Origin of the sequence: Streptosporangium brasiliense (genome assembly GCF_030811595.1) — a bacterium.
GTDB lineage: Bacteria > Actinomycetota > Actinomycetes > Streptosporangiales > Streptosporangiaceae > Streptosporangium > Streptosporangium brasiliense.
Genome location: NZ_JAUSRB010000002.1, coordinates 4,690,660 through 4,715,391, shown reverse-complemented (window position 1 = coordinate 4,715,391; position 24,732 = coordinate 4,690,660). Strand labels below are relative to the sequence as shown.

Genomic DNA, 24,732 nt, shown 5'->3' with positions numbered 1-24,732 from the left:
GTGCCCCGTGCCCTCGGCCCCGGGGCCGCGTCGGTGCGCGCGGCCCCGCCGGCCTCCGTGTCCGTCGAAGACCGTGCGGCTCATCGATCCATGGCTCTGATCAGGCTCTTGGGCCGCATGTCGGTCCAGTTCGCCTCGATGTGGTCAAGGCAGGCCTGCCGGGTGTCCTCGCCGAAGGCGACCGTCCAGCCCACCGGGATCTCCGCCCAGGACGGCCAGAGCGAATACTGGCCCTCGTCGTTGATCAGTGCCAGGTAGACGCCGTCGGGATTCTCGAACGGGTTGCTCATCCCAATTCCTTTCGGAGCAGTGCGGCGATCTCCGCGATCGGCCCGGGGTTCAACATGCTCTCGTGGTCGCAGGCGACCGTGTGGTCTTCGATCGTGCCGGTGACATAGGGCTTCCAGTCGGCGGCCGTGAGAATGTCGGGCTCCCGGCCGTGGGCGGCGATGACGAGGAGCACGTCGCCGTCGAAACGCCGCGGCACATGCTCCTGAGAGATCTTCACACCGTTACGGTAATTACGGTAGACCGCGAGCAATGTCTGTTCGTCGAGTGTGGCGTACCGCCCGCCCTGACCGCGTACGAACTCCATCACCTCCCCCATCTCCTCCGGCCCCCGGTAACCGGCCGCGGCGAGCAACCCGGGCAGCGCCTCGCCCTCGCCGGCGCCGATCCTCTCGCCGGGGTAGGCGTCCAGCAGGGCCAGCAGCGCCACCTCCTCGCCGTACCCGCGCAGCTCGACGGCCATCGCGTGGGCGATCAGGCCGCCCATGGACCAGCCCGCCAGCCGGTACGGCCCGCACGGCTGGACCTCGCGGAGGCGGCCGAGATAGTCCAGGGCCATCGCCTCGATCGACGGGGCCGTGTAGTCCGGCTCGGACAGGGCACGGGCCTGGAGGGCGTAGATCGGCTGGTCGGGGCCGAGGTGGCGGAGCAGGCCGGAGTACGGCCAGCCGAGCCCGGCGCCGGGGTGCACGCAGAACAGCGGCGGCCGGGAGCCGGCGGCGCGCAGCGGGAGCAGCACCTCCAGGCCGCCGCCCGCCTCCGGCCGTGTCTCCGGGCCGCCGGCACCGGCCAGCGCCTCGACCGTCTGGCGCGCGAACACCTCGCGCGGGGTGATCGTCAGTCCCTCCTGCCTGGCCCGGGAGACCAGCCGGATCACGCTGATGCTGTCGCCGCCCAGATCGAAGAAGCCGTCGTCGACGCCGACCCGCTCCAGGCCGAGCACCTGGGCGAACAGGCGGCACAGCACCTCCTCGGCGGGGGTGCGGGGGGCGCGCGAGGACACCGCGGCGTCCGGTCCGGGGAGAGCCGCGCGGTCCACCTTCCCGTTCGGGGTGAGCGGCAGCGCGGCCAGGGGCACCACCGTGGAGGGCACCATGTACTCGGGCAGCGCCCGCGCCGCGAACCGCCGCAGCTCCTGCGGGGTGACCGTGCCGACCACGTAGGCGACCAGCCGGTGATCCCGGGCGATCACCGACACCTGGGCGACCTCGGGATGCCGCGACAGCGTCGCCTCGATCTCGCCCGGCTCGATCCGGAACCCGCGGATCTTGACCTGGTCGTCGGCCCGCCCCAGATACTCCAGCTCCCCGCCGGCCGACCAGCTGACCAGGTCGCCGGTCCGGTACATCCGCCCGCCGTACGGGCAGGCGACGAACCGTTCGGCGGTCAGCCCGGGACGGCCCAGGTAGCCGCGGGCCAGGCCGGAACCGGCGAGATACAGCTCGCCCGGGGCGCCCGGGGGGACCGGCCGCAGCAGGCCGTCCAGCACGTAGGCCCGCGTGCCGTCCATGGGCCGGCCGATGGGGGGCGCGGCCGGGCCGACGTGGGAGACCCGGTGGTAGGTGGCGTAGGTGGTGGTCTCGGTGGGCCCGTAGACGTGGCCGAGCACGGTCTCCGGGCAGGCCGCCCGGACCCGGCGCATGGCCTCGGGCGAGGCCGCCTCCCCGCCGGTGAGGACCTCGCGGAGCGCCGCGAACGTGCCCGGAGCCTCCTCGGCCACCAGGTTGAACAGGGCGGTGGTGATGAACAGGGCGGTCAGCCGGTGCCGGGCGACGAGGTCGCCGATCCAGCCGGGGTCGAGGTCGCCGGGCGGCGCCACGACGACCGTGCCGCCGTTGAGCAGCGGCACCCAGATCTCGTAGGTGGAGGCGTCGAAGGCGTGCGGCGAGTGCATCAGCACGCGCCGGTGGCCGTCGGCCCATCGGCGGTCGGCGGCCAGGGCCAGGACGTCGCGGTGCCGTACGGCGACGCCCTTGGGCCGGCCCGTCGAGCCCGAGGTGTACATCACGTAGGCGAGCCGGTCGGGATGGGTCCTCACGTGCGGGTCGTACTGCGGCGCGTGGCCGGCCGCCCCGGGGGTCTCCGGCGGGTCCGCGTCGACCCGGACCACCGCGGCGGCGTGCCCGAAGCCGGGCTCGCGGTCGGTGACCAGGACGGCCGCGCCGGTGTCGGCCATCACCCAGCTCATCCGCCCGGCCGGGTAGCCGTGGTGCACCGGGACGTACACGCCTCCGGCCTTGGCGATCGCCAGGGTCGCCACGACCACCTCGGCCGAGCGTTCGAGCAGGACCGCGACGGGGGTCTCGGCCCGGACGCCCAGCCCGATCAGCCGGTGCGCCAGCCGGTTGGCCCGCCCGTTCAGCTCGGCGTAGGTGAGGGAGGTCGCGCCGCTCACGACGGCCTCGGCGTCCGGGGTCCGCTCAACCCGCTCGGCGAAGGCGGTCACGAGCGTCGCCGCGGCGGGGACCGCGGGGGAGTCCCCAGCCGGGGTGGACGTCCCGGTGGGAGGCGCCTCGGCCGGGGCGGGTGTCCCGATGGTGGGAGGCGCCTCGGCCGGGGTGGACGTCCCGGTGGCGGGTGTCCCGGCGGTGGCGGGTGTCCCGGCCGGAACGGGCGCGGCTCCGCCGTTCCAGCCGTGCAGGACCTGCCCGCGCTCGTCGGCGGACAGCAGGTCGAGCCGGGCCAGCGGCAGGTCGGGGTCGGCGGCGACGGCCTTGAGCAGGCGCGTCAGGCGGTTGAGGAGCCCGAGGGCGCCGGCGCGGGGGACGACGTCGGGCCGGTGGTCCAGGCGCAGGGAGAGCCGCCTGCCGGGGACGACGGCCAGGGCGAGCGGGTAGTGGGTGGCGTCGGTGCCCGACGCCCCGGCGAGCCGCAGGCTCCCCCCGTCCCCGGCGGTGCCGAGGGCGGCGGGGTCGAGGGGATAGTTCTCCAGCACGGTCATGGTGTCGAACAGCCGCCCCAGGCCGGGCAGGCGCTGGATCTCGGCGAGCCCGAGGTGGTGGTGGGCGAACAGCTCCGCCTGTTCGGACTGCACCCGCCCGAGCAGGTCCGCCAGGGTCTCGGCGGGATCGATCCGCACCCGCACCGGGAGCGTGTTGATGAACAGGCCGATCATGCGCTCGACGCCGGGCAGCTCGGGCGGCCGGCCGGAGACGGTGCCGCCGAAGACGACGTCGTCGCGGCCGGTGAGCAGGGCGAGCAGCAGCGCCCACGAGCCCTGGACCACCGTGTTGAGGGTGAGCGACCGGGCGCGCAGGGCGGCGGTGAGACGGCCGGTGAGATCCTCGCTGAGATGGGCGCGGACCCGGCCGGGGTCGACGGGCGCGCGGCCCGCAAGGTCGGGGGCGACCAGGGTGGGCCCGGCGATCCCGTCCAGGGCCCGTGCCCAGGCCCCGGCCGCCGCCGCCTGGTCCTGGCCGGCCAGCCAGGCCAGATACCCCTTGTACGGCGGGGCCGCGGGCGGTTCCGTCCCCCCGTAGAGCGCCAGCAGCTCGGCGGCCAGCAGCGGGGTGGACCAGCCGTCGAGCAGGATGTGGTGGTTGGTGAAGACCAGCCGGTGCCGGTCCGGCCCGAGCCGTACCAGGACGAAGCGCATCAGCGGGGGCCTGGTTAGATCGAAGCGGCGGGCCCGCTCCTCGGCGGCCACGCCCTCGGCGTCGGCGGTGGCGACCTCCCGCCAGGGCACCTCGACCCGGCGGTGCACGAGCTGGACGGGCTCGCCGCCGGCCCGCTGCCGGAACGAGACACGCAGGTTGGCGTGGCGGCGCGGCAGTGCCGCCACGGCGTTCCTCAGGGCGGGGACGTCGAGGGGGCCCGCCAGCTCCAGCACGAGCTGGGCGGTGTAGACGTCGGGCGCGGCCTCGTCGAACAGGGCGTGGAAGAACAGGCCCTGCTGCAGCGGCGACAACGGCAGGATGTCCTCAAGCTGACTCACGGGCACTCCACTCCGCGTCGAGTTCCGCCGCGAACGCGTCGATCTCTTCCTGGCTGATGGAGACCATCAGGTCCGAGGGGGTCAGGCCGCCTCCGGTGTGCCGGGACAGCCCGGTGAGGGCGGCGAACCACGCCTCGGCCAGCTCCCTGACCTCGGCCTCGGCGTACAGCCGTCCCGCCCATGACCAGGTCGCCCGGAGCCGGGGGCCGCCGGGCGTGTCCCGGGTGACGGCGTTGACCTCCAGCGCGTGCGGGAGCGCGAGGTCCGCCGCGTGACCGCCACCCACCGCGTCGGACTCGGGGGCCGGGGACCAGTCGGCTCCGGTGGCCGCCACGACCCGGCCGAGATAGTTGAAGGCCAGCTCGGGGACGGGGCTCCGGGCCAGCTCGGGGGCGGTGTCGGGGTTGAGGTGGCGGAGCAGGCCGTAGCCGATCCCGCCGTCGGGGACGGCGCGGAGCTGTTCCTTGACCCGTTTGATCGCCCGGGCCGCCGTGGGGCCCTGGAGGTCGGCCCAGTCCGCCCGCCCGGGGTCCAGCCGGACCGGGTGGAGGGCGGTGAACCAGCCGACGGCCCGGGACAGGTCGGTGCCAGGGAAGATCTCCTCCCGGCCGTGTCCCTCCAGGTCCAGCAGGACCGAGTCCTGACCGCTCCACCTGCTCACGGCCAGCGCCAGCCCGGCGAGCAGCACGTCGTTGACCCGGGCGTGGAAGGCCGCCGGGAGCCGGGTGAGCAGCGGCTCGGTGACCTCCGCGGGCAGTTCGAGCGTGAGATGGCCCTGGGTTCCGAAGGTGTCCAGGACCGGATCCAGCCGCCCGGTCCCGCCGCCGAGCATCCGGGTCCACAGGTCGAGTTCTCCGGCCCGGTCGCGGGCCTCGTCCTGGAGACGACGGGCCCAGGTACGGAAGGAGGTCGGCACCGGCGCCAACGCGACAGCCCCACCACGCACAGCCGCCTGCCAGGCCGCGAACAGATCCGGCAACAGAATCCGCCAGGACACCGCATCGACCGCCAGATGATGCACCACCACCACCAACCGCCCCGACACCCCCGGCCCGGCATCCACCCAGACCACCCCCACCATCCGGCCCGCCCCCGGATCCAACCCCGCCCGCAACAGCCCGGCCTGACCCGCGACCACCCCCGCCAGACCCCCACCGCCGAAGGCACCACCCGCGACGCCGTCGCCCGGAGCATCACCGGGGACGCCGCTGCCGAGGTCACCCCTGCCGGACTTCCCATTGCCGGGATCGCCACCGCTCTCGGCGCCACCACCCGCGACGCCGTCGCCCGGGACGCCCACCTCGACCCGGCGCACGCAGTCGGCCGCCCGGACCGCCCCGCGCGGCAGCACCTCCAGCTCCCGCAGGCTCGGCGCTTTCAGGCGCAGCGCGTCGTGATGGTCCAGTACGGCCTGCACCGCGTCGACAAGGGGATCCAGGCCCAGATCCGGCGGCACCTGAAGGACCACCGTCTGGCTGAAGTCATCGGTCGGGCCGGTGAGACCGTCCAGCCAGGCCATGATCGGGGTGGGCGGCAGCGGACCGACCCCCGCCCCCTCCGGCTCCCCCACCACCGACTCCTCGTCGGTGGCGACGGCGGCCAGCTCCCGCACACTCTGATGCCGGAACACATCCCGAGGACCGAACACCACCCCCACCTCACGCGCCCGCGCCACCAACTGGATCGCGACGATGCTGTCACCCCCCAGATCGAAGAACCCGTCCTCGACCCCGACCCGCTCCACCCCCAACACCTCCGCGAACAGCGCACACAACAGCACCTCCCGCGGCGTGGACGGCTCCCCCCCGGAACCGGTGACCTCCGGCACCGGCAACGCCCGCCGATCCAGCTTGCCGTTGACCGTCAACGGCAACGCCCCCAGCACCACCACCGCCGCCGGCACCATGTAATCCGGCAACACCCCCGCCGCGAACCGCCGCACCTCCCCCGCCTCCAGCACCGCCCCCGGCCCGGCACCCCGGGCGGGAGCAGGCGGCGCCACCCGGTCACCCGCGGAAGCATCCGGCGCCGCACGGTCATGTCCCACCACGGCGGAAGCATCCGGCGCCGCACGGTCATGTCCCGCGACTGACTCCGGGGAGCCCGGAGCGGGGACCACGTAGGCGACGAGGCGACGGTCGCCCGGCCGGTCCTCCCGCACCACCACCGCCACCTGCGACACCGCCGGATGCCGCACCAGCACGCTCTCGATCTCCCCCAACTCGATCCGGAACCCCCGCACCTTCACCTGCGCATCAGCCCGGCCCAGATACTCCAACCGCCCCGCACGATCCCACCGCGCCAGATCCCCCGACCGATACATCCGCCCACCCGCCCCACCGAACGGATCAGCCACGAACCGCTCCGCCGTCAGCGCAGCCCGCCCCACATACCCCCGCGCCAACCCCGCCCCCGCCACATACAACTCCCCCACCACCCCCGGCGGCACCGGACACAACCCCCCATCCAGCACATACACCCGCAAATCCGGGATCCCGGTCCCGATCAGACCGGCGGGGCTGTCCGGAGTCAGCAGCGCATGAGTGACATGCACCGTGGTCTCGGTGATCCCGTACATGTTCACCAGCGAGACGCCCCGGCCGTGCCAGTCGGCGAGCCGGGAGACCTCCAGCGCCTCACCGCCGAAGATCACATGACGGAGCGACAGCTCCATCCCCGGGTTGTCCCGCTCGGCCTGGGCGAACTGGTAGAACGCCGACGGCGTCTGATTGAGCACCGTCACCCCCCGATCGGCCACCAACCGCACGAACTCCCCCGGCGACCGACTCACCTCGAACGGCACCACCACCAACCGCCCGCCGTACAGCAACGCCCCCCACAACTCCCACACCGAGAAATCAAACGCATAGGAATGGAACAACGCCCACACATCGGTCTCATCGAAACCGAACCACCCCTCCGTCGAGGCCAGCAACCGCGTCACCGCCCCATGCGAGACCACCACCCCCTTCGGCCGCCCCGTCGACCCCGACGTGAAGATCACATACGCCGGATGAGCCGGAAGCAGCCGCCCCGCCCCGGCGACGCCCCGGCCGTCACCCGGGCCCGCCGCGCCGGCGCCGTCCCCGGCCGGTCCCTCCACGGCGGGCACCGCCTGCCGCTGCCGCCCGTCCTCCCCGTCGGGCGCCGCGACCGCCGCAGAAGCGTCGCGGGAGGAGACCCCGCGCAGCGAGAACACCGAGAACGGTGACGCGGCGTCCGGCAGCGGCACCCGCCGGCCGTACGGGGCCAGCACCCCTTCGGTGTCCGGGGTGGCCACCCCCAGCACCGGAGCCGCGTCCTCGACGATGCACCCCACCCGATCGGCCGGATAACCCGGATCCACCGGCACATAGGCGCCCCCCGCCTTCAGCACCGCCACCACCGCCACCACCAACTCCACCGACCGCGGCACCGCCAACGCCACACACCGCTCCGGCCCCACCCCCAACCCCACCAACACCTCCGCCAGCGCACCCGCCCGCGCGTCCAACTCCCCGTACGACACCTCCTCATCCACCCCCACCACCGCCACCGCATGCGGCGACCGCGCCACCTGCGCCTCGAAGCGGTCCACGATGGTGGACGGGACGGGGGCGGCGCCGGTGCCGGCCCAGTCGCCGAGAATCGTCAGGCGCTCGGCGGGGGTGAGGATCTCGATCCGGCCGATGGGGGCGCCGGGGTCGGCGACCACGGCTTCCAGGAGCAGGTGGAAGCGGGTGACGATGTCGTCGGCCGTCCGCCGGTCGAACAGGTCGAGGCTGAACTCCAGACCGCCCTCGATGCCCCCCTCGGGACGCTCGGCGAGGGTGAACTGGAGGTCGAACTTGGCGGTGGCCGGGGTGAACGGCTCCACGCCGATGGACAGACCGTCCACTTCCAGGACGGCGGGGGGATTGTTCTGGAAGGCGAGCATCACCTGGAACAGGGGGTGGCGGGCCATCGACCGGACCGGGTTGACGATCTCCACCAACCGCTCGAACGGCAGATCCTGATGCGCGTACGCCGCCAGATCCGTCTCCCGCACCCGGCCGACGAGCTCCCGGAAACTCGGATCCCCACCGGTGTCGGTCCGCAACACCAACGTGTTGACGAACATCCCCACCAGATCATCCAACGCCTCATCGGTCCGGCCCGCGACCACCGACCCGATCGGGATGTCATTCCCGGCACCCAGCCGGGTCAGCAGGGCCGCCAGCGCCGCCTGCACCACCATGAACAGGCTCGCCCCCGCCTCCCGCGCCACCCCGATCAGCCCCCGGTGCAGATCGGGCCCGATCTCGAAACGGACCGTCTCCCCTCGGTACGACGCCACCGCCGGGCGCGGACGGTCGGCCGGCAGCGTGATCTCCTCGGGCAGCCCCGCCAGCGCCGAACGCCAGAACGCCACCTGCGCGCTGACCAGACTCCCCGGATCCGACTCCTCCCCCAGCAACTCCCGCTGCCACAACGCGTAATCGGCATACTGCACCGGCAACGGCGCATACGACGGAGCCCGACCCCCGGAACGCGCCGCATAGGCCACGACCACGTCGCGGGCCAGCGGCGCCATCGACCAGCCGTCCGCCGCGATGTGGTGCAGCACGAGCAGCAGGACATGGGTCGAGGCGTCGACCTCGAACAGGCAGACCCGCAGGGGCGGCTCCACGGCCAGATCGAAGCCCCGCCCCACCGCCGCCATCAGAGCCGGGCCGAGCCGGTCGCCTCCGGCCTGGACCACTTCGACCGGGGGCGCGGCGGGGTCGAGGACCCGCTGACACGCCACCCCACCCACCTCGGGAAACACCGTCCGCAAACTCTCATGCCGCACCACCACATCCCCCAACGCCGCCCGCAACACCCCCACATCCACCCCACCCGACAACCGCAACACCACCGGCAAGTTATAAACCGCCGACCCCGGCTCCAACCGATTCAAAAACCACAACCGCCGCTGCCCCGACGACAACGGCACCCACCCCGACCGCCCCCCCGACCGCACCCCCGGCCGCACCCCCACCCCCGACACCCCCGCCACCCACACCGCCAACCCCGCCACCGACCCGGACTCGAACACCGCCCGCACCGGCACCTCCACCCCCAACACCGACCGCACCCGACTCACCAACCGCGTCGCCGACAACGAATCCCCACCCAACGCAAAAAACGACTCCTCCACCCCCACCCCCGACACCCCCAACACCTCCGCGAACACCCCACACAAAATCTCCTCCACCGGCGTCCGCGGCCCCCGCCCCGAACCCCCCACCTCCGGCACCGGCAACGCCGCCCGATCCAACTTCCCGTTCACCGTCACCGGCAACGCCCCCAACACCACCACCACCGACGGCACCATGAACTCCGGCAACACCCCCGCCACAAACCGCCGCACCCCCGCCACATCCACCTCCAAGGAGGGGGCCGACGAGGCCAGCAAGGCCGACGACGAGGACGACGACGGCGAGGACGAGAACGCCGCCGCTACCGGCGCGGAGACCGCCTCCTCCCGGACCGGACCCGCCGGAGCGGGGACCACGTAGGCGACCAGCCGCCGGTCCCCCGGCCGGTCCTCCCGCACCACCACCGCCACCTGCGACACCGCCGGATGCCGGGCCAGCACGCTCTCGATCTCACCCGGCTCGATCCGGACCCCCCGCACCTTCACCTGAAGATCGGACCGCCCCACATACTCCAGACACCCCTCCGGACGCCACCGCACCACATCACCCGTGCGATACATCCGCTCCCCCACCGCCCCGAACGGACACGCCACGAACCGCTCCGCCGTCAACCCCGCCCGCCCCAGATACCCCCGGGCCAGGCCGGGCCCGGCCAGATACAGCTCCCCGGCCACCCCCACCGGGACCGGCCGCAGCCACGCGTCCAGCACATACACCTGGGCGTCCCGGAGCGGGGAACCGATCGGCGGGGTCTCGCCCGGGGTCAGGGGACCGCTCATCGTCGCGGCGATCGTGGCCTCGGTGGGGCCGTACGCGTTGATCATCAGGCGGCCCGGAGCCCAGCGGTCGACCAGGCCGGCTCCGCAGGCCTCCCCGCCGACCGCCAGGGTCCGCAGCTCCGGCAGCGCCGTCTCCGGCACGCTCGCCAGGGTCGCGGGCGGGATCAGGGCATGGGTTATCCGCCCGCTCTCCAGCACCCCGGCCAGCCCCGCCCCGCCGTACACGCCGTGCGGGAGGATGACGAGCGCGGCCCCCGCGGCGAAGGCCATGAGCATCTCCATGACCGAGGCGTCGAAGCTGGGCGAGGCGGACTGGAGCACCCGGCTGTCCGGGCCGACCCGGAGCCGGTCGGTCTGCGCGGCCGCGAACGCGGCGATGCCCTCGTGGGTCACGACGACGCCCTTGGGGCGCCCGGTCGAACCCGAGGTGTAGATCACGTAGGCGGGGTTCTCCGGCGCGAGCCGTACGTCGAGGTTCTCCGCCGAATACCCGGACACATCTGCATCGGCCAGGAACGCCTCGTCGATCACCGAGGAAGGAGCGGCGTCGGCGAGCATGTGGGCGATCCGCTCCGCCGGATAGTCCGGGTCGACCGGCAGGTAGGCGGCACCCGCCTTGGCCACGGCCAGTGCCGCGACGACCAGGTCCGCGGATCGGGGCAGCACCAGCGCGACCAGACGCTCCGGCCCGGCCCCGCGCTCGGCCAGCAGCCGCGCCAGCCGGTTCGCCCGCCGGTTGAGCCGGGCATAGGTCAGGACCGTCTCGCCGTCCACGAGCGCGGTGGCGTCGGGGACCCGCGCGGCCGTGGTCTCGAAGAGCTCGGGCAGCGTACGGCGGGGCACCGGCGCGCCGGTGTCGTTCCACTCCTCGACGATCTGGCGGTGCTCGGCGGCGTCCAGGACGCCGAGCCGACCGACCGGCGTCTCCGGGGCGGTGACCAGCGTGGTGAGCAGCAGCCGCATGCGCTCCAGCAGCAGCCGGGCCTGGACCGCGGTGAACAGGTCGGGGCGGTGGTCCAGGCGCAGGGTGAGACGGTCACCGGGGATGGCCGCGAGGGCGAGGGGATAGTGGTGGGCGTCCACCGAGCCGAAACCGGTCAGCCGGACGTCGCCGAGGGCGGTGTCCGCGGCGGAGGCGTCGAACGGGTAGTTCTCCAGCACGGTGACCGTGTCGAACAGGACGCCGCGATAGATCTCGGTCAGTCCCAGATGGTGGTGGGGCAACAGCTCGGCCTGCTCGTCCTGGAGGCGTTCCAGCAGCTCCCCGACCGGCTCCTCCGGGCGGAGCCGTACCCGCACCGGCAGGGTGTTGATGAACAGGCCGATCATCCGCTCGACGCCGGGCAGCTCGGGCGGGCGCCCCGAGACGATCGCGCCGAAGACGACGTCGTCGCGTCCGGTCAGCCGGGACAGCAGCACCCCCCACAGCCCCTGCAGCACGGTGTTGACGGTGATCCCTCGGCGGCGGGCCAGCCTGGTCAGCGCGGCCGTCAAGGTGGTGTCCAGTTCGAGGCTCACCTTGTCCGGCGGGACGGGCGTGGCCGCGCCGGGCGCGATCAGCGTGGGCCCCTCGATCCCGTCGAGGGCGCGGTCCCAGGCCCGCCGGGCGGCGTCCCGGTCCTGGCGGGCCAGCCAGGCCAGATACCCCTTGTACGGCGGGGCCGCCGGGGCCGCCACCCCCAGGTAGAGCGCGAGCAGCTCGGCGACGAGGAGCGGGGTGGACCAGCCGTCGAGCAGGATGTGATGGTTGGTGAGGATCAGCCGGTGCCGGTCCGGCGCGAGCCGTACCAGGACGGAGCGGATCAGCGGCGGCGTGGCCAGGTCGAACGGGCGGGCCCGCTCCTCGGCGGCCACGCCCTCGGCGTCGGCCGAGGTGACCTCCCGCCATGACGGCTCCACCCGCTCCGGGATGACCTGGACGGGCCGGCTGAGATCCTGGTGCCAGAAGGCGGCGCGCAGGTTGGGGTGGCGTTCGAGCAGCCTGGCGGCGGCGCTCCGCAGGGCGGGGACGTCCAGCGGACCGTCGAGATCGAGGGTGACCTGGGCGGTGTAGACGTCGTGTTCGTCGTGGAGCGCGTGGAAGAACAGGCCCTGCTGCAGCGGCGAGAGCGGGAGGATGTCCTGAACCTGCGTCATCGCTTCTCCCAAGCGGCCTGGATGCGGTCGATCTCGTCCTGGTCCAGGTCGACCAGGAGGTCGCTCGGCGTGTAGCCGCCCGGACCGTGTGCGGCCAGCCCTTCCAGCGCCCCGGACCAGGTCTCGGCCAGCTCCCTGACCTCGGCCTCGGTGAGCACCCCTGCCGGCCAGGACCAGACGGCCTCGAGGTGGGGGCCGTCCGGCCGATCGTGGACGGTGACGTTGATCTCCAGGGCGTGGGCCACCGGCATGCCGGGGTCGTGCCCGCCGAGCGCGGCCGGGACCAGGTTCCAGTCCCCCTCGGCGACGGCGACCCGGCCGAGGTAGTTGAACACGATCTGCGGCCGGGGCAGCCCGGCCAGCTCGGGGGCGGTGCCAGGGTTGAGGTGGCGGAGCAGTCCGTAGCCCAGGGGGTCGGGCACCGCCCTGAGCTGCTCCTTGATCCTCTTGACCGCCTGCGCCACGGCCCGCTCGTCGGTCCAGCCGGTGACACCCGCGTCGAGCCGGACCGGGTAGAGGGCGGTGAACCAGCCGACGGTCCGGGACAGGTCGGTCCCGGAGGAGATCTCCTCCCGGCCGTGTCCCTCCAGGTCCAGCAGGACCGAGCTGCCCCGGCCGCCGCGTTTCCTGCGCCAGTGCGCCACGGCCAGGGCGAGCCCGGTGAGCAGCACGTCGTTGACGCGGCCGTGGAACGCGGCGGGGACGGTGGTCAGCAGGGGCTCGGTCCGCTCGGGGGGCAGGGTGAGGCGGAGGCTGCGCAGTGTCGCGACGGTGTCGACGCGCGGGTCGAGCGGCCTGCTGCCGACACGCGGGTCGGGCCCGTCGAGGATGTCGATCCACAGGTCGAGTTCTCCGGCCCGGTCGCGGGCCTCGTCCTGGAGACGACGGGCCCAGGTACGGAAGGAGGTCGGCACCGGCGCCAACGCGACAGCCCCACCACGCACAGCCGCCTGCCAGGCCGCGAACAGATCCGGCAACAGAATCCGCCAGGACACCGCATCGACCGCCAGATGATGCACCACCACCACCAACCGCCCCGACACCCCCGGCCCGGCATCCACCCAGACCACCCCCACCATCCGGCCCGCCCCCGGATCCAACCCCGCCCGCAACAGCCCGGCCTGACCCGCGACCACCCCCGCCAGACCCCCACCACCGAAGGCACCACCCGCGACGCCGTCGCCCGGGACGCCCACCTCGACCCGGCGCACGCAGTCGGCCGCCCGGACCGCCCCGCGCGGCAGCACCTCCAGCCCCCCGGGCCTGACGGCTGTCGCATCCGGTGCGGACCCCGGGCCGGACACCCTCAGCCGCAGCGCGTCGTGATGGTCCAGTACGGCCTGCACCGCGTCGACAAGGGGATCCAGGCCCAGATCCGGCGGCACCTGGAGGACCACCGTCTGGTTGAACCCGGCGATCGGCCCACCCCGCTCCGCCAGCCAGGCCATGATCGGGGTGGGCGGCAGCGGACCGACCCCCGCCCCCTCCGGCTCCCCCACCACCGACTCCTCGTCGGTGGCGACGGCGGCCAGCTCCCGCACACTCTGATGCCGGAACACATCCCGCGGACCGAACACCACCCCCACCTCACGCGCCCGCGCCACCAACTGGATCGCGACGATGCTGTCACCCCCCAGATCGAAGAACCCGTCCTCGACCCCGACCCGCTCCACCCCCAACACCTCCGCGAACAACGCACACAGCAACGCCTCCCGCGGCGTGGACGGCTCCCCCCCCGAACCGGTGACCTCCGGCACCGGCAACGCCCGCCGATCCAGCTTGCCGTTGACCGTCAACGGCAACGCCCCCAACACCACCACCACCGCCGGCACCATGTAATCCGGCAACACCCCCGCCGCGAACCGCCGCACCTCCCCCGCGTCCACCTCCGAGGAGCGGACGGTGCCGTGCCCGGGCCGGTCACCGGCCGGAGCCGAGATCCCGTCCCCGTCCCCGTCGCGCCCCGCGACCGACTCCGGGGAGCCCGGAGCGGGGACCACGTAGGCGACGAGGCGACGGTCGCCCGGCCGGTCCTCCCGCACCACCACCGCGACATCGGCCACCGCCGGATGCCGCACCAGCACGCTCTCGATCTCCCCCAACTCGATCCGGAACCCCCGCACCTTCACCTGCGCATCAGCCCGGCCCAGATACTCCAACCGCCCCGCACGATCCCACCGCGCCAGATCCCCCGACCGATACATCCGCCCACCCGCCCCACCGAACGGATCAGCCACGAACCGCTCCGCCGTCAGCGCAGCCCGCCCCACATACCCCCGCGCCAACCCCGCCCCCGCCACATACAACTCCCCCACCACCCCCGGCGGCACCGGACACAACCCCCCATCCAGCACATACACCCGCAAATCCGGAATGCCCGCGCCGATGACACTCCGGGCACCGGGCACCGCCATGCTCCGCTCCAGCGCGACATGAGTGACATGCACCGTGGTCTCGGTGATCCCGTACATGTTCACCAGCACCGGCGCGGTCTCGGGATGGCGGCCGTACCACTCCTCCAGCCGCCCCGGATCCAACGCCTCACCGCCGAAGATCACATGACGGAGCGCGAGGCCGTCACCCGGGTTGTCCCGCTCGGCCTGGGCGAACTGGTAGAACGCCGACGGCGTCTGATTGAGCACCGTCACCCCCCGATCGGCCACCAACCGCACGAACTCCCCCGGCGACCGACTCACCTCGAACGGCACCACCACCAACCGCCCGCCGTACAGCAACGCCCCCCACAACTCCCACACCGAGAAATCAAACGCATAGGAATGGAACAACGCCCACACATCGGTCTCATCGAAACCGAACCACCCCTCCGTCGAGGCCAGCAACCGCGTCACCGCCCCATGCGAGACCACCACCCCCTTCGGCCGCCCCGTCGACCCCGACGTGAAGATCACATACGCCGGATGAGCCGGAAGCAGCCGCCCCGCCGCAGCGGGGAGCGCGACCTCCCCGGGAGCCGGGACCGTCATGGCGCGGGGGCCGTCCAGCACGATCCTCGGCAGACCGGCGGGGAGCACCCCTTCGGTGTCCGGGGTGGCCACCCCCAGTACCGGAGCCGCGTCCTCGACGATGCACCCCACCCGATCGACCGGATAACCCGGATCCACCGGCACATAGGCACCCCCCGCCTTCAGCACCGCCACCACCGCCACCACCAACTCCACCGACCGCGGCATCGCCAACGCCACACACCGCTCCGGCCCCACCCCCAACCCCACCAACACCTCCGCCAGCGCACCCGCCCGCGCGTCCAACTCCCCGTACGACACCTCCTCATCCACCCCCACCACCGCCACCGCATGCGGCGACCGCGCCACCTGCGCCTCGAACTCCTCGACGATCGTCGAGAGGACGCCGGGGGGCGAGCCGGTCCCCGACCACTCGTGGAGGATGGTGTGGCGCTCGCGGGCGTCGAGGATGTCGATCGCGCTCAGGGGGGTGTCGGGGTCGGCGACCACGGCGTGGACGAGGCGGAGGAACCTCGACACGAGCTCCTCGGCGGTCTCCGGGTCGAACAGGTCGGCGGCGTATTCGAGGACGCCGGTCAGGCCGCCGTCCGTCTCGGTCAGGGACATCAGCAGGTCGAACTTGGCGACACCGGTCTCCAGTGCTTCCACCGCGACGGTCAGGCCGTCGAGCCCGAATCTCACCGGCGGGTTGTTCTGGAAGGTCAGCGCCACCTGGAACAGGGGGTGGCGGGCCATCGACCGGACCGGGTTGACGATCTCCACCAACCGCTCGAACGGCAGATCCTGATGCGCGTACGCCGCCAGATCCGTCTCCCGCACCCGGCCGACGAGCTCCCGGAAACTCGGATCCCCACCGGTGTCGGTCCGCAACACCAACGTGTTGGCGAACATCCCCACCAGATCATCCAACGCCTCGTCGGTCCGGCCCGCGATCGGTGCGCCGATCGGCACGTCGGTGCCCGCGCCCAGCCGGGTCAGCAGGGCCGCCAGCGCCGCCTGCACCACCATGAACAGGCTCGCCCCCGCCTCCCGCGCCAGTGCCACGAGCCCGCCGTGAAGCTCCTTTCCGATCTCCACCGGCGCCGTGGCGCCCCGGTACGACGCCACCGCCGGGCGCGGACGGTCGGCCGGCAGCGTGATCTCCTCGGGCAGCCCCGCCAGCGCCGAACGCCAGAACGCCACCTGCGCGCTGACCAGACTCCCCGGATCCGACTCCTCCCCCAGCAACTCCCGCTGCCACAACGCGTAATCGGCATACTGCACCGGCAACGGCGCATACGACGGAGCCCGACCCCCGGAACGCGCCACGTAGGCGGTGATCAGATCCTTGGCGAGCGGCGCCATCGACCAGCCGTCCGCCGCGATGTGGTGCAGCACGAGCAGCAGGACGTGCTCGCCGGAGCCCAGGGTGAACAGCTCCGCGCGCAGCGGCGGCTCCACGGCGAGGTCGAAGCCCCGGCTCGCGGAGAAGAGCAGCGCGTCGGCGAGGTCGGCCTCCCCGAGGGTCGTGTGCTCGACCGGGGGTGCGGCGGGGTCGAGGACCCGCTGACACGCCACCCCACCCACCTCGGGAAACACCGTCCGCAAACTCTCATGCCGCACCACCACATCCCCCAACGCCGCCCGCAACACCCCCACATCCACCCCACCCGACAACCGCAACACCACCGGCAAGTTATAAACCGCCGACCCCGGCTCCAACCGATTCAAAAACCACAACCGCCGCTGCCCCGACGACAACGGCACCCACCCCGACCGCCCCCCCGACCGCACCCCCGGCCGCACCCCCACCCCCGACACCCCCGCCACCCACACCGCCAACCCCGCCACCGACCCGGACTCGAACACCGCCCGCACCGGCACCTCCACCCCCAACACCGACCGCACCCGACTCACCAACCGCGTCGCCGACAACGAATCCCCACCCAACGCAAAAAACGACTCCTCCACCCCCACCCCCGACACCCCCAACACCTCCGCGAACACCCCACACAAAATCTCCTCCACCGGCGTCCGCGGCCCCCGCCCCGAACCCCCCACCTCCGGCACCGGCAACGCCGCCCGATCCAACTTCCCGTTCACCGTCACCGGCAACGCCCCCAACACCACCACCACCGACGGCACCATGAACTCCGGCAACACCCCCGCCACAAACCGCCGCACCCCCGCCACATCCACCTCCAAGGAGGGGGCCGACGAGGCCAGCAAGGCCGACGACGAGGACGACGACGGCGAGGACGAGAACGCCGCCGCTACCGGCGCGGAGACCGCCTCCTCCCGGACCGGACCCGCCGGAGCGGGGACCACGTAGGCGACCAGCCGCCGGTCCCCCGGCCGGTCCTCCCGCACCACCACCGCCACCTGCGACACCGCCGGATGCCGGGCCAGCACGCTCTCGATCTCACCCGGCTCGATCCGGACCCCCCGCACCTTCACCTGAAGATCGGACCGCCCCACATACTCCAGACACCCCTCCGGACGCCACCGCACCACATCACCCGTGCGATACATCCGCTCCCCCACCGCCCCGAACGGACACGCCACGAACCGCTCCGCCGTCAACCCCGCCCGCCCCAGATACCCCCGGGCGAGCTGGGCTCCGGTCAGATACAGCTCCCCGGCCACCCCCACCGGGACCGGCCGCAGCCACGCGTCCAGCACGTAGACGCCGGTGTTCCAGACCGGGCGGCCGATCGGGACGGTCGCGGCGCCCGGCTCGGGGCGGTGCTCCCAGAAGGTGACGTCCACCGCGGCCTCGGTCGGGCCGTAGAGGTTGTGGACCGGGACGCCCAGCCTCGCGACCGCCTGGTCGGCGAGTTCCGGCGGGAGCGCCTCACCGCTGCAGATGATCCGGCGCAGGGATGCCGGCACCGGGTCCCCGGCGAGGAAGGCGGCGAGCATGGAGGGGACGAAGTGGACGGTCGTGACGCGCTCGGTGTCGATCAGCTCGGCGAGACGGACCGGGTCCCGGTGCTCGCCCGGTCCGGCGATCACGAGGGTGGCACCGGCCTGCAGCGGCCAGAAGAACTCCCAGACCGACACGTCGAACCCGGCCGGGGTCTTCTGCAGGACCCGGTCGCCGGCGCGCAGGCCGTACTCGGACTGCGCCCACAGCAGGCGGTTGACGATCGAGCGGTGGGAGACCACGACGCCCTTGGGGCGCCCGGTCGAACCCGAGGTGTAGATCACGTAGGCGGGGTTCTCCGGCGCGGGCCGTACATCGAGGTTCTCCGCCGGATATCCGGACACGTCCGCGGCGGCCAGCCAGTCACGGTCGATGACCAGCACCGGGCGCGCGTCCTCAAGCGTCGAGGCGATCCGCTCCGCCGGATGGTCCGGGTCGACCGGCAGGTAGGCGGCGCCCGCCTTGACCACGGCGTACATCGCGACCAGCAGCTCCAGCGACCGGGGCAGCACCAGCGCGACCAGGCGCTCCGGCCCGGCCCCGCGCTCGGCCAGCAGCCGCGCCAGCCGGTTGGCCCGCGCGTTGAACGCGGCATAGCTCAGCTCCACCCCCTCGAACACCAGCGCCGTCGCGTCGGGGGTCCGCGCGACCTGGGCCTCGAACAGCCCGGCCAGCGTCACGTCGGGTACGGCCGCCGCCGGGCCGTTCCACCGGCGCAGGACGAGCTCCCGCTCGTCGTCGCCGAGCCCGCCGAGGCGCCCGACGGCGGTGTCTGGTGCGGCGGCCAGCTCGGCGAGCAGCCGCCGGAAGCGCTCCAGCAGCCCTCCGGCCTCCGCCCCGGTGAACACGTCGGGCCGGTACTGCAGCCGCAGGCGGAGCCGCTCCCCCGGGACGACCAGCAGCGTGATCGGATAGTGGGTCGCGTCGGCCACGTCCGCCGAGGTCAGCCGGAGGTCCCCGGCCGTGGTCCGCGGGTCGACGGGGTAGTTCTCCATCACCAGCAGCGTGTCGAACAGCGTGCCCCGCCGGATCTCGGTCAGCCCGAGGTGGTGGTGGGCCAGCAGCTCGGCCTGTCCGTCGCGGAGCCTGCGCAGCAGGTCTCCCACCGGCTCGGCCGGGTGGAGCCGCACCCTGACCGGCAGGGTGTTGACGAACAGGCCGATCATCCGCTCGACGCCGGGCAGCTCGGCCGGCCGACCGGAGACGGTGCCGCCGAAGACGACGTCGTCGCGGCCGGTGAGCTGGGCGAGCAGCAGGCCGAAGGCCGCCTGCATGACCGTGTTCAGGGTGGTGGAGTGGGTGCGGGCCAGGGCGGTGAGCGCCCGGGTCAGGTCGTCGCCGAGCTCGGCGGTGACGCGCTCCGGCATGACCGGGTCGGCGGGGGCGTGCGGGGCGAGGAGCGTGGGACCGTCCAGGCCGTCCAGGGCCCGCGTCCAGGCCGCGGCCGCCGCCGCCTGGTCCTGTCCGGCCAGCCAGGCCAGATACCCCTTGTACGGCGGGGCCGCGGGGGGCTGGGCCCCGCCGTAGAGGGCGAACAGCTCGGCGGCCAGCAGCGGGGTGGACCAGCCGTCGAGCAGGATGTGGTGGTTGGTGAGGATCAGCCGGTGCCTGCCGGGCGCGAGCCGTACCAGGGCGAACCGCAGGAGCGGGGGCCTGGCGAGGTCGAAGCGGTGGGCCCGCTCCTCGGCGGCCACGCCCTCGGCGTCGGCGGTGACGACCTCCCGCCAGGGCACCTCGACCCGGCGGTGCACGAGCTGGACGGGTTCCTCGCGGAGCTCGAAGGAGGCGCGCAGGTTGGGGTGCCTGCGGAGGAGGTGTTCGGCGGCGGCCCTGAGCCTGGCGGCGTCGAGGGGGCCGGTGAGGTCCAGCACGAGCTGGGCGGTGTAGACGTCGACGGCCAGCAGGGAGTGAAAGAACAGGCCCCGCTGGAGCGGGGCGAGCGGCCAGGCGTCCTGCAGGTCCGGCCCGAGCGCGTCGAGGTCGTCCTGTGTGAGCGGGGCGGTGACGTCGGAGGGGGTGAGGGCGCCGCCGGTGTGCCGGGAGATGCCGGTCAGGGCCTCCGACCAGGCGGCGGCCAGCTCGGCGATCCGGTCCTCGGCGTAGTGGCCCGGGTCCCAGGTCCAGGTGACGCGGAGGGTGTCGCCGAGAGCGACAGCGGTGATCTCGATGCCGTGCCTGAGCGGGGCGCCGGCGTCCTGGCCGCCGGACAGGCCACCGGACGGGCCGTCGATGTCGGGCTCCCAGTCCCGGCCCGAGGCCGTGATCCGGCCGAGGTAGTTGAAGCCGATCTCGGGCCGGGGCAGGGCCGCGAGGACGGGCGCCGTGCCGGGGTTGAGATAGCGCAGCAGGCCGTAGCCGAGGGAGTCGGGGAGGGCGCGGAGCTGCTCCTTGACCCGTTTGACGGCCTGGGCGGCGGCCGGCCCGCCGTTCCTGAGGTCGCTCCAGTCGACGGGGCCCGCGTCGATCCGCGCGGGGTGCATGGCGGTGAACCAGCCGACGGTCCGGGACAGGTCGACCCCCGGGAAGACGTCCTCCCTGCCGTGCCCTTCCAGGTCGATCAGGACCGGCCGGTGCCCGCTCCACCTGGCGACCGCCGCCGCGAGCCCGGCCAGCAGCACGTCGTCGGCCTTCCCGTGGAAGGCCGCGGCGACCCTGCCCAGCAGCGGTCCCGTCACCTCGGCGGGGAGCTCCACGACCCGCTCGCGCCGGTCCCCCCAGCTGCCCCACCGCCGGGCCGCCGGGCCCGCGCCGCCGCCCGGCCCGGGGTCCAGGAGCGCGGTCCAGATGGGGAGTTCGGCCAGGCGGGCGGGGGTGACGGCCTCGGCCTGGAGCCGCCGTGCCCAGGCGCGGAAGGAGGTGGTGGGCGCGGGGAGCGTATGGGGGGTGCCGGTGGCGGCGGCGGTCCAGGCGGTCAGGAGGTCGGGCAGCAGGATCCGCCAGGAGACGCCGTCGACGGCCAGGTGATGCAGGGTCAGCAGCAGCCGGCCCTGACGCTCGGGGCCCGCGTCGAGCCAGGCGACCGCGGCCATCCGCCCCGCGGCCGGGTCCAGCGCGGCGCGCAGCGGCCCGGCCTGCCCGGCGACCGCCTCGTCCAGGTCCCCGGTGACCTCGACGCGCCACACCTGGCCGGCCGCGTGGACCGCCCCGCGCGGCAGCACCTCCAGCCCTCCCGGAACGGTCCCGCTCAGCCGCAGCGCGTCGTGGTGGTCCAGTACGGCCTGCACGGCCTCGGTGAGGTGGTCCAGACCGAGGCCCGGGGGGACCCGGAGCACCACGCTCTGGGTCAGGCCGTCGGCCGGTCCCTCGCCCTCGGCGAGCCACGCGATGATCGGGGTGGCCGGGACGGCCCCCACGCCGTCGTCTCCCCCGTCGCCGGCGGCGGGCGCCTCCACCACCTCCTCCGCGGCGAGCGCCAGCGCCTGCGGGCTCTGGTGCTGGAAGACGTGCTTGGGGGTGAGTCCCAGCCCGGCCTCGCGGGCGCGGGCGACGAGCTGGATCGCCAGGATGCTGTCCCCGCCCAGGTCGAAGAAGCCGTCGTCGGCCCCTGCCCGGGGCAGCCCGAGCACCTCGGCGAACAGCCCGCACAGCAGCCGCTCCCGGTCCGTGGCGGGCTCCCGGCCGGAGGTCTCCGGCTCCGGCTCGGGCAGGGCGCGCCGGTCGAGCTTGCCGTTGGCGGTGAGCGGCATCTCCGCCAGCACCACGATCGCGGCCGGGACCATGTAGTCGGGCAGGGACAGCCTGGCGTGTGCGCGCAGCTCGTCGGCGCCCGCCGTACCGGTCACGTAGGCGACCAGCCGCCGGTCGCCGGGCCGGTCGGCGCGGGCGAGCACGGCCGCCTGGCCGACGCCGGGGTGGCCGGCGAGCACGCTCTCGATCTCTCCCAGCTCGATCCGGAAGCCACGGATCTTGACCTGCCGGTCCGCCCGGTCCAGGTAGTGGAGCCGGCCGTCGGCGTCCCAGCGGACCAGGTCTCCGGTGCGGTACATCCGGCCGCCGGGCCGGGACGGGTCGGCGACGAAGCGCTCGGCGGTCAGGCCGGGCCGGTTGAGGTAGCCCCGCGCCACGCTCGGACCGGCGACGTACAGCTCGCCGGCCGTGCCGGGCGGCACCGGGCGCAGACCGGGGTCCAGGACGTGGAGGCGGGTGCCGTGGACGGGGCGGCCGATCGGGGTGTCCTCGGGAGAGGTCAGCGGGTCGCTGACGGCGACCACGACGGTCGTCTCGGTCGGACCGTACACGTTGATCATCCGGCGGCCGGCGGACCAGCGGCGGACCAGTTCGGGGCGGCAGGTCTCGCCGCCGACCAGCAGCGTCCGCAGGTCGGGGAGCGGCCGCTCCGGGACCGTCGCCAGCGCGGCCGGGGTGACGAACGCGTGGGTGATCCGCGCCTCGGCCAGGAAGCGGCCGAGCGGCTCCCCGCCGTAGACCCCGGGAGGCGCCAGCACGAGCGCCGCACCCGAGGAGAAGGCCATCAGCCACTCCAGCACCGCCCCGTCGAACCCGATCGAGGCGAACTGGAGCACCCGGCTGTCCTCGGTCACCGCGTACCGTTCGATCCCGGTCCGCGCGTAGCTCGGCAGGCCGGCGTGGGTGACCAGCACGCCCTTGGGCAGGCCGGTCGAGCCGGAGGTGTAGACGACGTAGGCCGGGTGGCCGGGCAGCAGCCCGGTCACCGGGTCGCCGTCGGGCAGGCCGTCTCCGGTCCAGGTGTCCATCATCACGATCTCGGCGCCGGAGCGGCCGTCCCCGGCTCCGTCCCCATCCCCATCCCCGGCCCCGTCCCCGTCCCCGGCGCCGGGACCGGCCGGCGGGCGGAACCCCGCCTCCGCGCAGGTGACCACGATCGGCGGCGCGGCGTCGGCGAGCATCATCGCGAGGCGGTCCGGCGGATACTCCGGGTCCAGCGGCAGGTAGGCGGCGCCGGACTTCAGGATCGCCAGGAACGCCACGACCATGTCGAGCGAGCGGGGCATCGACAGCCCGACGTGGCGGTCGGGTCCGGCGCCCCGGGTGATGAGGTGGTGCGCCAGCCGGTTGGCCCGGGCGTTCAGCTCGGCGTAGGTGATCTCGGCGTCCCCGGCGACGACCGCCACGGCCTCGGGGCGCCGCCGTACCTGCTCCTCGAACAGGGTGACGGCGGTGCCGCCGGCCGTCGCGGGCGCCACCTCGCGCGACGCGCCGCCCCAGCCGGCGAGGAGCGCCCGCTCGGCCCCGTCGAGCAGCTCGACCTCGCCGACGCGCAGCTCCGGCCCGGCCTGGGCGATCTGGGCCAGGGAACGCAGGAACCGGTCGTGGTGGCCGGCCAGTTCGGCCTCGCCGTACAGCTCGGGGTGGCCGTCGAAGTCGATGCGGACGCCGCGCCCGTCGGATCCGTCGTAGAGGTTGATCGACAGGTCCTCGACCGGCCCGGTGGACAGCGCGTGCGCGGTGGCGGCGTGACCGGCGAACTTCAGGTCGTAGTCGAACCGCATGATGTTGACCACCGGCCCGAACAGCCGCCCGCCCACCTCCCGGCGCAGGTCCTCATACCGGTAGCGCTGGTGCACCAGCAGCCGCCCGACCTCCTTGGTGACCTGCCCGGCGAGCTCTCGGAAGGTCGTCTGCGGCGGTACGGCCAGGCGGAGCGGGAGCACGTTGGAGAGCATGCCGGGGGTGCGCCGGGCCGCCGCGGTGGTCCGGGCGGTGACCGCCAGCCCGAGGACCACCTCCTGGGCCCCGGTGAGCCGCCCGACGTAGGCCGCGGTGGCGGCGATCATGAGCCCGGACACGGCCGTCCCGTGGGACAGCGCCGCCTCCGTCAGCGCGGCGGCGTCGCCCTCCCCCAGCCTCGCGCTCCACCGGTGGAAGCGCGAGGTGGCGACGGCGGCACCGGAGGAGAGGACGGGGATGGCGGGCAGGTCGGCGAGCCGGTCCAGCCAGTAACGGCGGTCGGCTCCGAAGCGGCCGGAGGCGCGGTAGGCGGCGTCCTCTTCGAGCAGCGTGGTCAGCGATCCGAGCCCGCCGGGTCCGGGGTCGCGGCCCTCGGCCAGCGCGGTGTAGACCTCGGCCAGACGCTGGGCGATCATCGGCCCGCTGTAGCCGTCCATGATCACGTGATGGCAGCGGAGATACCAGAAGTAGCGGTCGTCGGCGATCCGCAGCAGGGCGGTGGCCAGCAGCGAGTCCCCGCCCAGGGGGGCCGACAGCTCAGCCCGCATCCAGTCGAGCGCGGCCCGCTCGTCCCCGAGGTCGAGGAAGGGGCAGTGCGGCTCCCAGCCCTCGGCGACCTGCCCGCCCTCGACGATCCGGACCTGGATCGCGTCCACCTCCCCGGCCGCCAGGCGGACGGCCGAGGCGAAGACCACCGGGTCCACCGGCCCCGAGATCTCGATGTACTGGGCGATATGGATCGGGTCATCGGGAGCGATCCGCTGGGCGTGCCAAATCCCGCTCTGCGCCGCGGACAATGGCATGAAAGAACGCGGAATAAGCACCATCGCCACGCTTTCCATCTTGGCCGGAGAATGCCTGATGGGTGCGTATCAGCACCTCAGCGGGGTAGAAACGC

4 protein-coding genes are annotated in these 24,732 nt (G+C 73.7%); all 4 read right to left on the bottom strand.

Translation table 11 applies throughout. The features are described from left to right. Nucleotides 1-80: 80 nt before the first annotated feature. Genes J2S55_RS30125 through J2S55_RS30110 form a run of 4 tightly spaced genes read right to left on the bottom strand, consistent with a single transcriptional unit; the run spans nt 81 to nt 24,637 of the window. Nucleotides 81-290, bottom strand: a complete 210-nt coding sequence (locus J2S55_RS30125) for an MbtH family protein (RefSeq protein WP_306867910.1) — start codon at nt 288-290, stop codon at nt 81-83. After that, nucleotides 287-4,222, bottom strand: a complete 3,936-nt coding sequence (locus tag J2S55_RS30120) for a non-ribosomal peptide synthetase (RefSeq protein ID WP_306867908.1) — start codon at nt 4,220-4,222, stop codon at nt 287-289. Before J2S55_RS30120 ends, J2S55_RS30125 begins: the two co-directional genes overlap by 4 nt. After that, nucleotides 4,209-12,296 carry a non-ribosomal peptide synthetase gene (locus tag J2S55_RS30115; protein WP_306867907.1) on the bottom strand — a complete coding sequence of 2,696 codons (8,088 nt, stop codon included), beginning with the start codon at nt 12,294-12,296 and terminating at the stop codon, nt 4,209-4,211. The genes J2S55_RS30120 and J2S55_RS30115 overlap by 14 nt, the downstream gene beginning before the upstream one ends. Next, nucleotides 12,293-24,637 (bottom strand): non-ribosomal peptide synthetase, encoded by a 12,345-nt coding sequence (locus tag J2S55_RS30110; protein ID WP_306867905.1) that lies wholly within the window; start codon nt 24,635-24,637, stop codon nt 12,293-12,295. The genes J2S55_RS30115 and J2S55_RS30110 overlap by 4 nt, the downstream gene beginning before the upstream one ends. Nucleotides 24,638-24,732: the final 95 nt, after the last annotated feature.

Bases quoted from the DNA above. Each gene is read 5' to 3' on its own strand.
- J2S55_RS30125 (WP_306867910.1), bottom strand. From the start codon at position 290: ATGAGCAACCCGTTCGAGAATCCCGACGGCGTCTACCTGGCACTGATC.
- J2S55_RS30115 (WP_306867907.1), bottom strand. From the start codon at position 12,296: ATGACGCAGGTTCAGGACATCCTCCCGCTCTCGCCGCTGCAGCAGGGC.
- J2S55_RS30110 (WP_306867905.1), bottom strand. From the start codon at position 24,637: ATGCCATTGTCCGCGGCGCAGAGCGGGATTTGGCACGCCCAGCGGATC.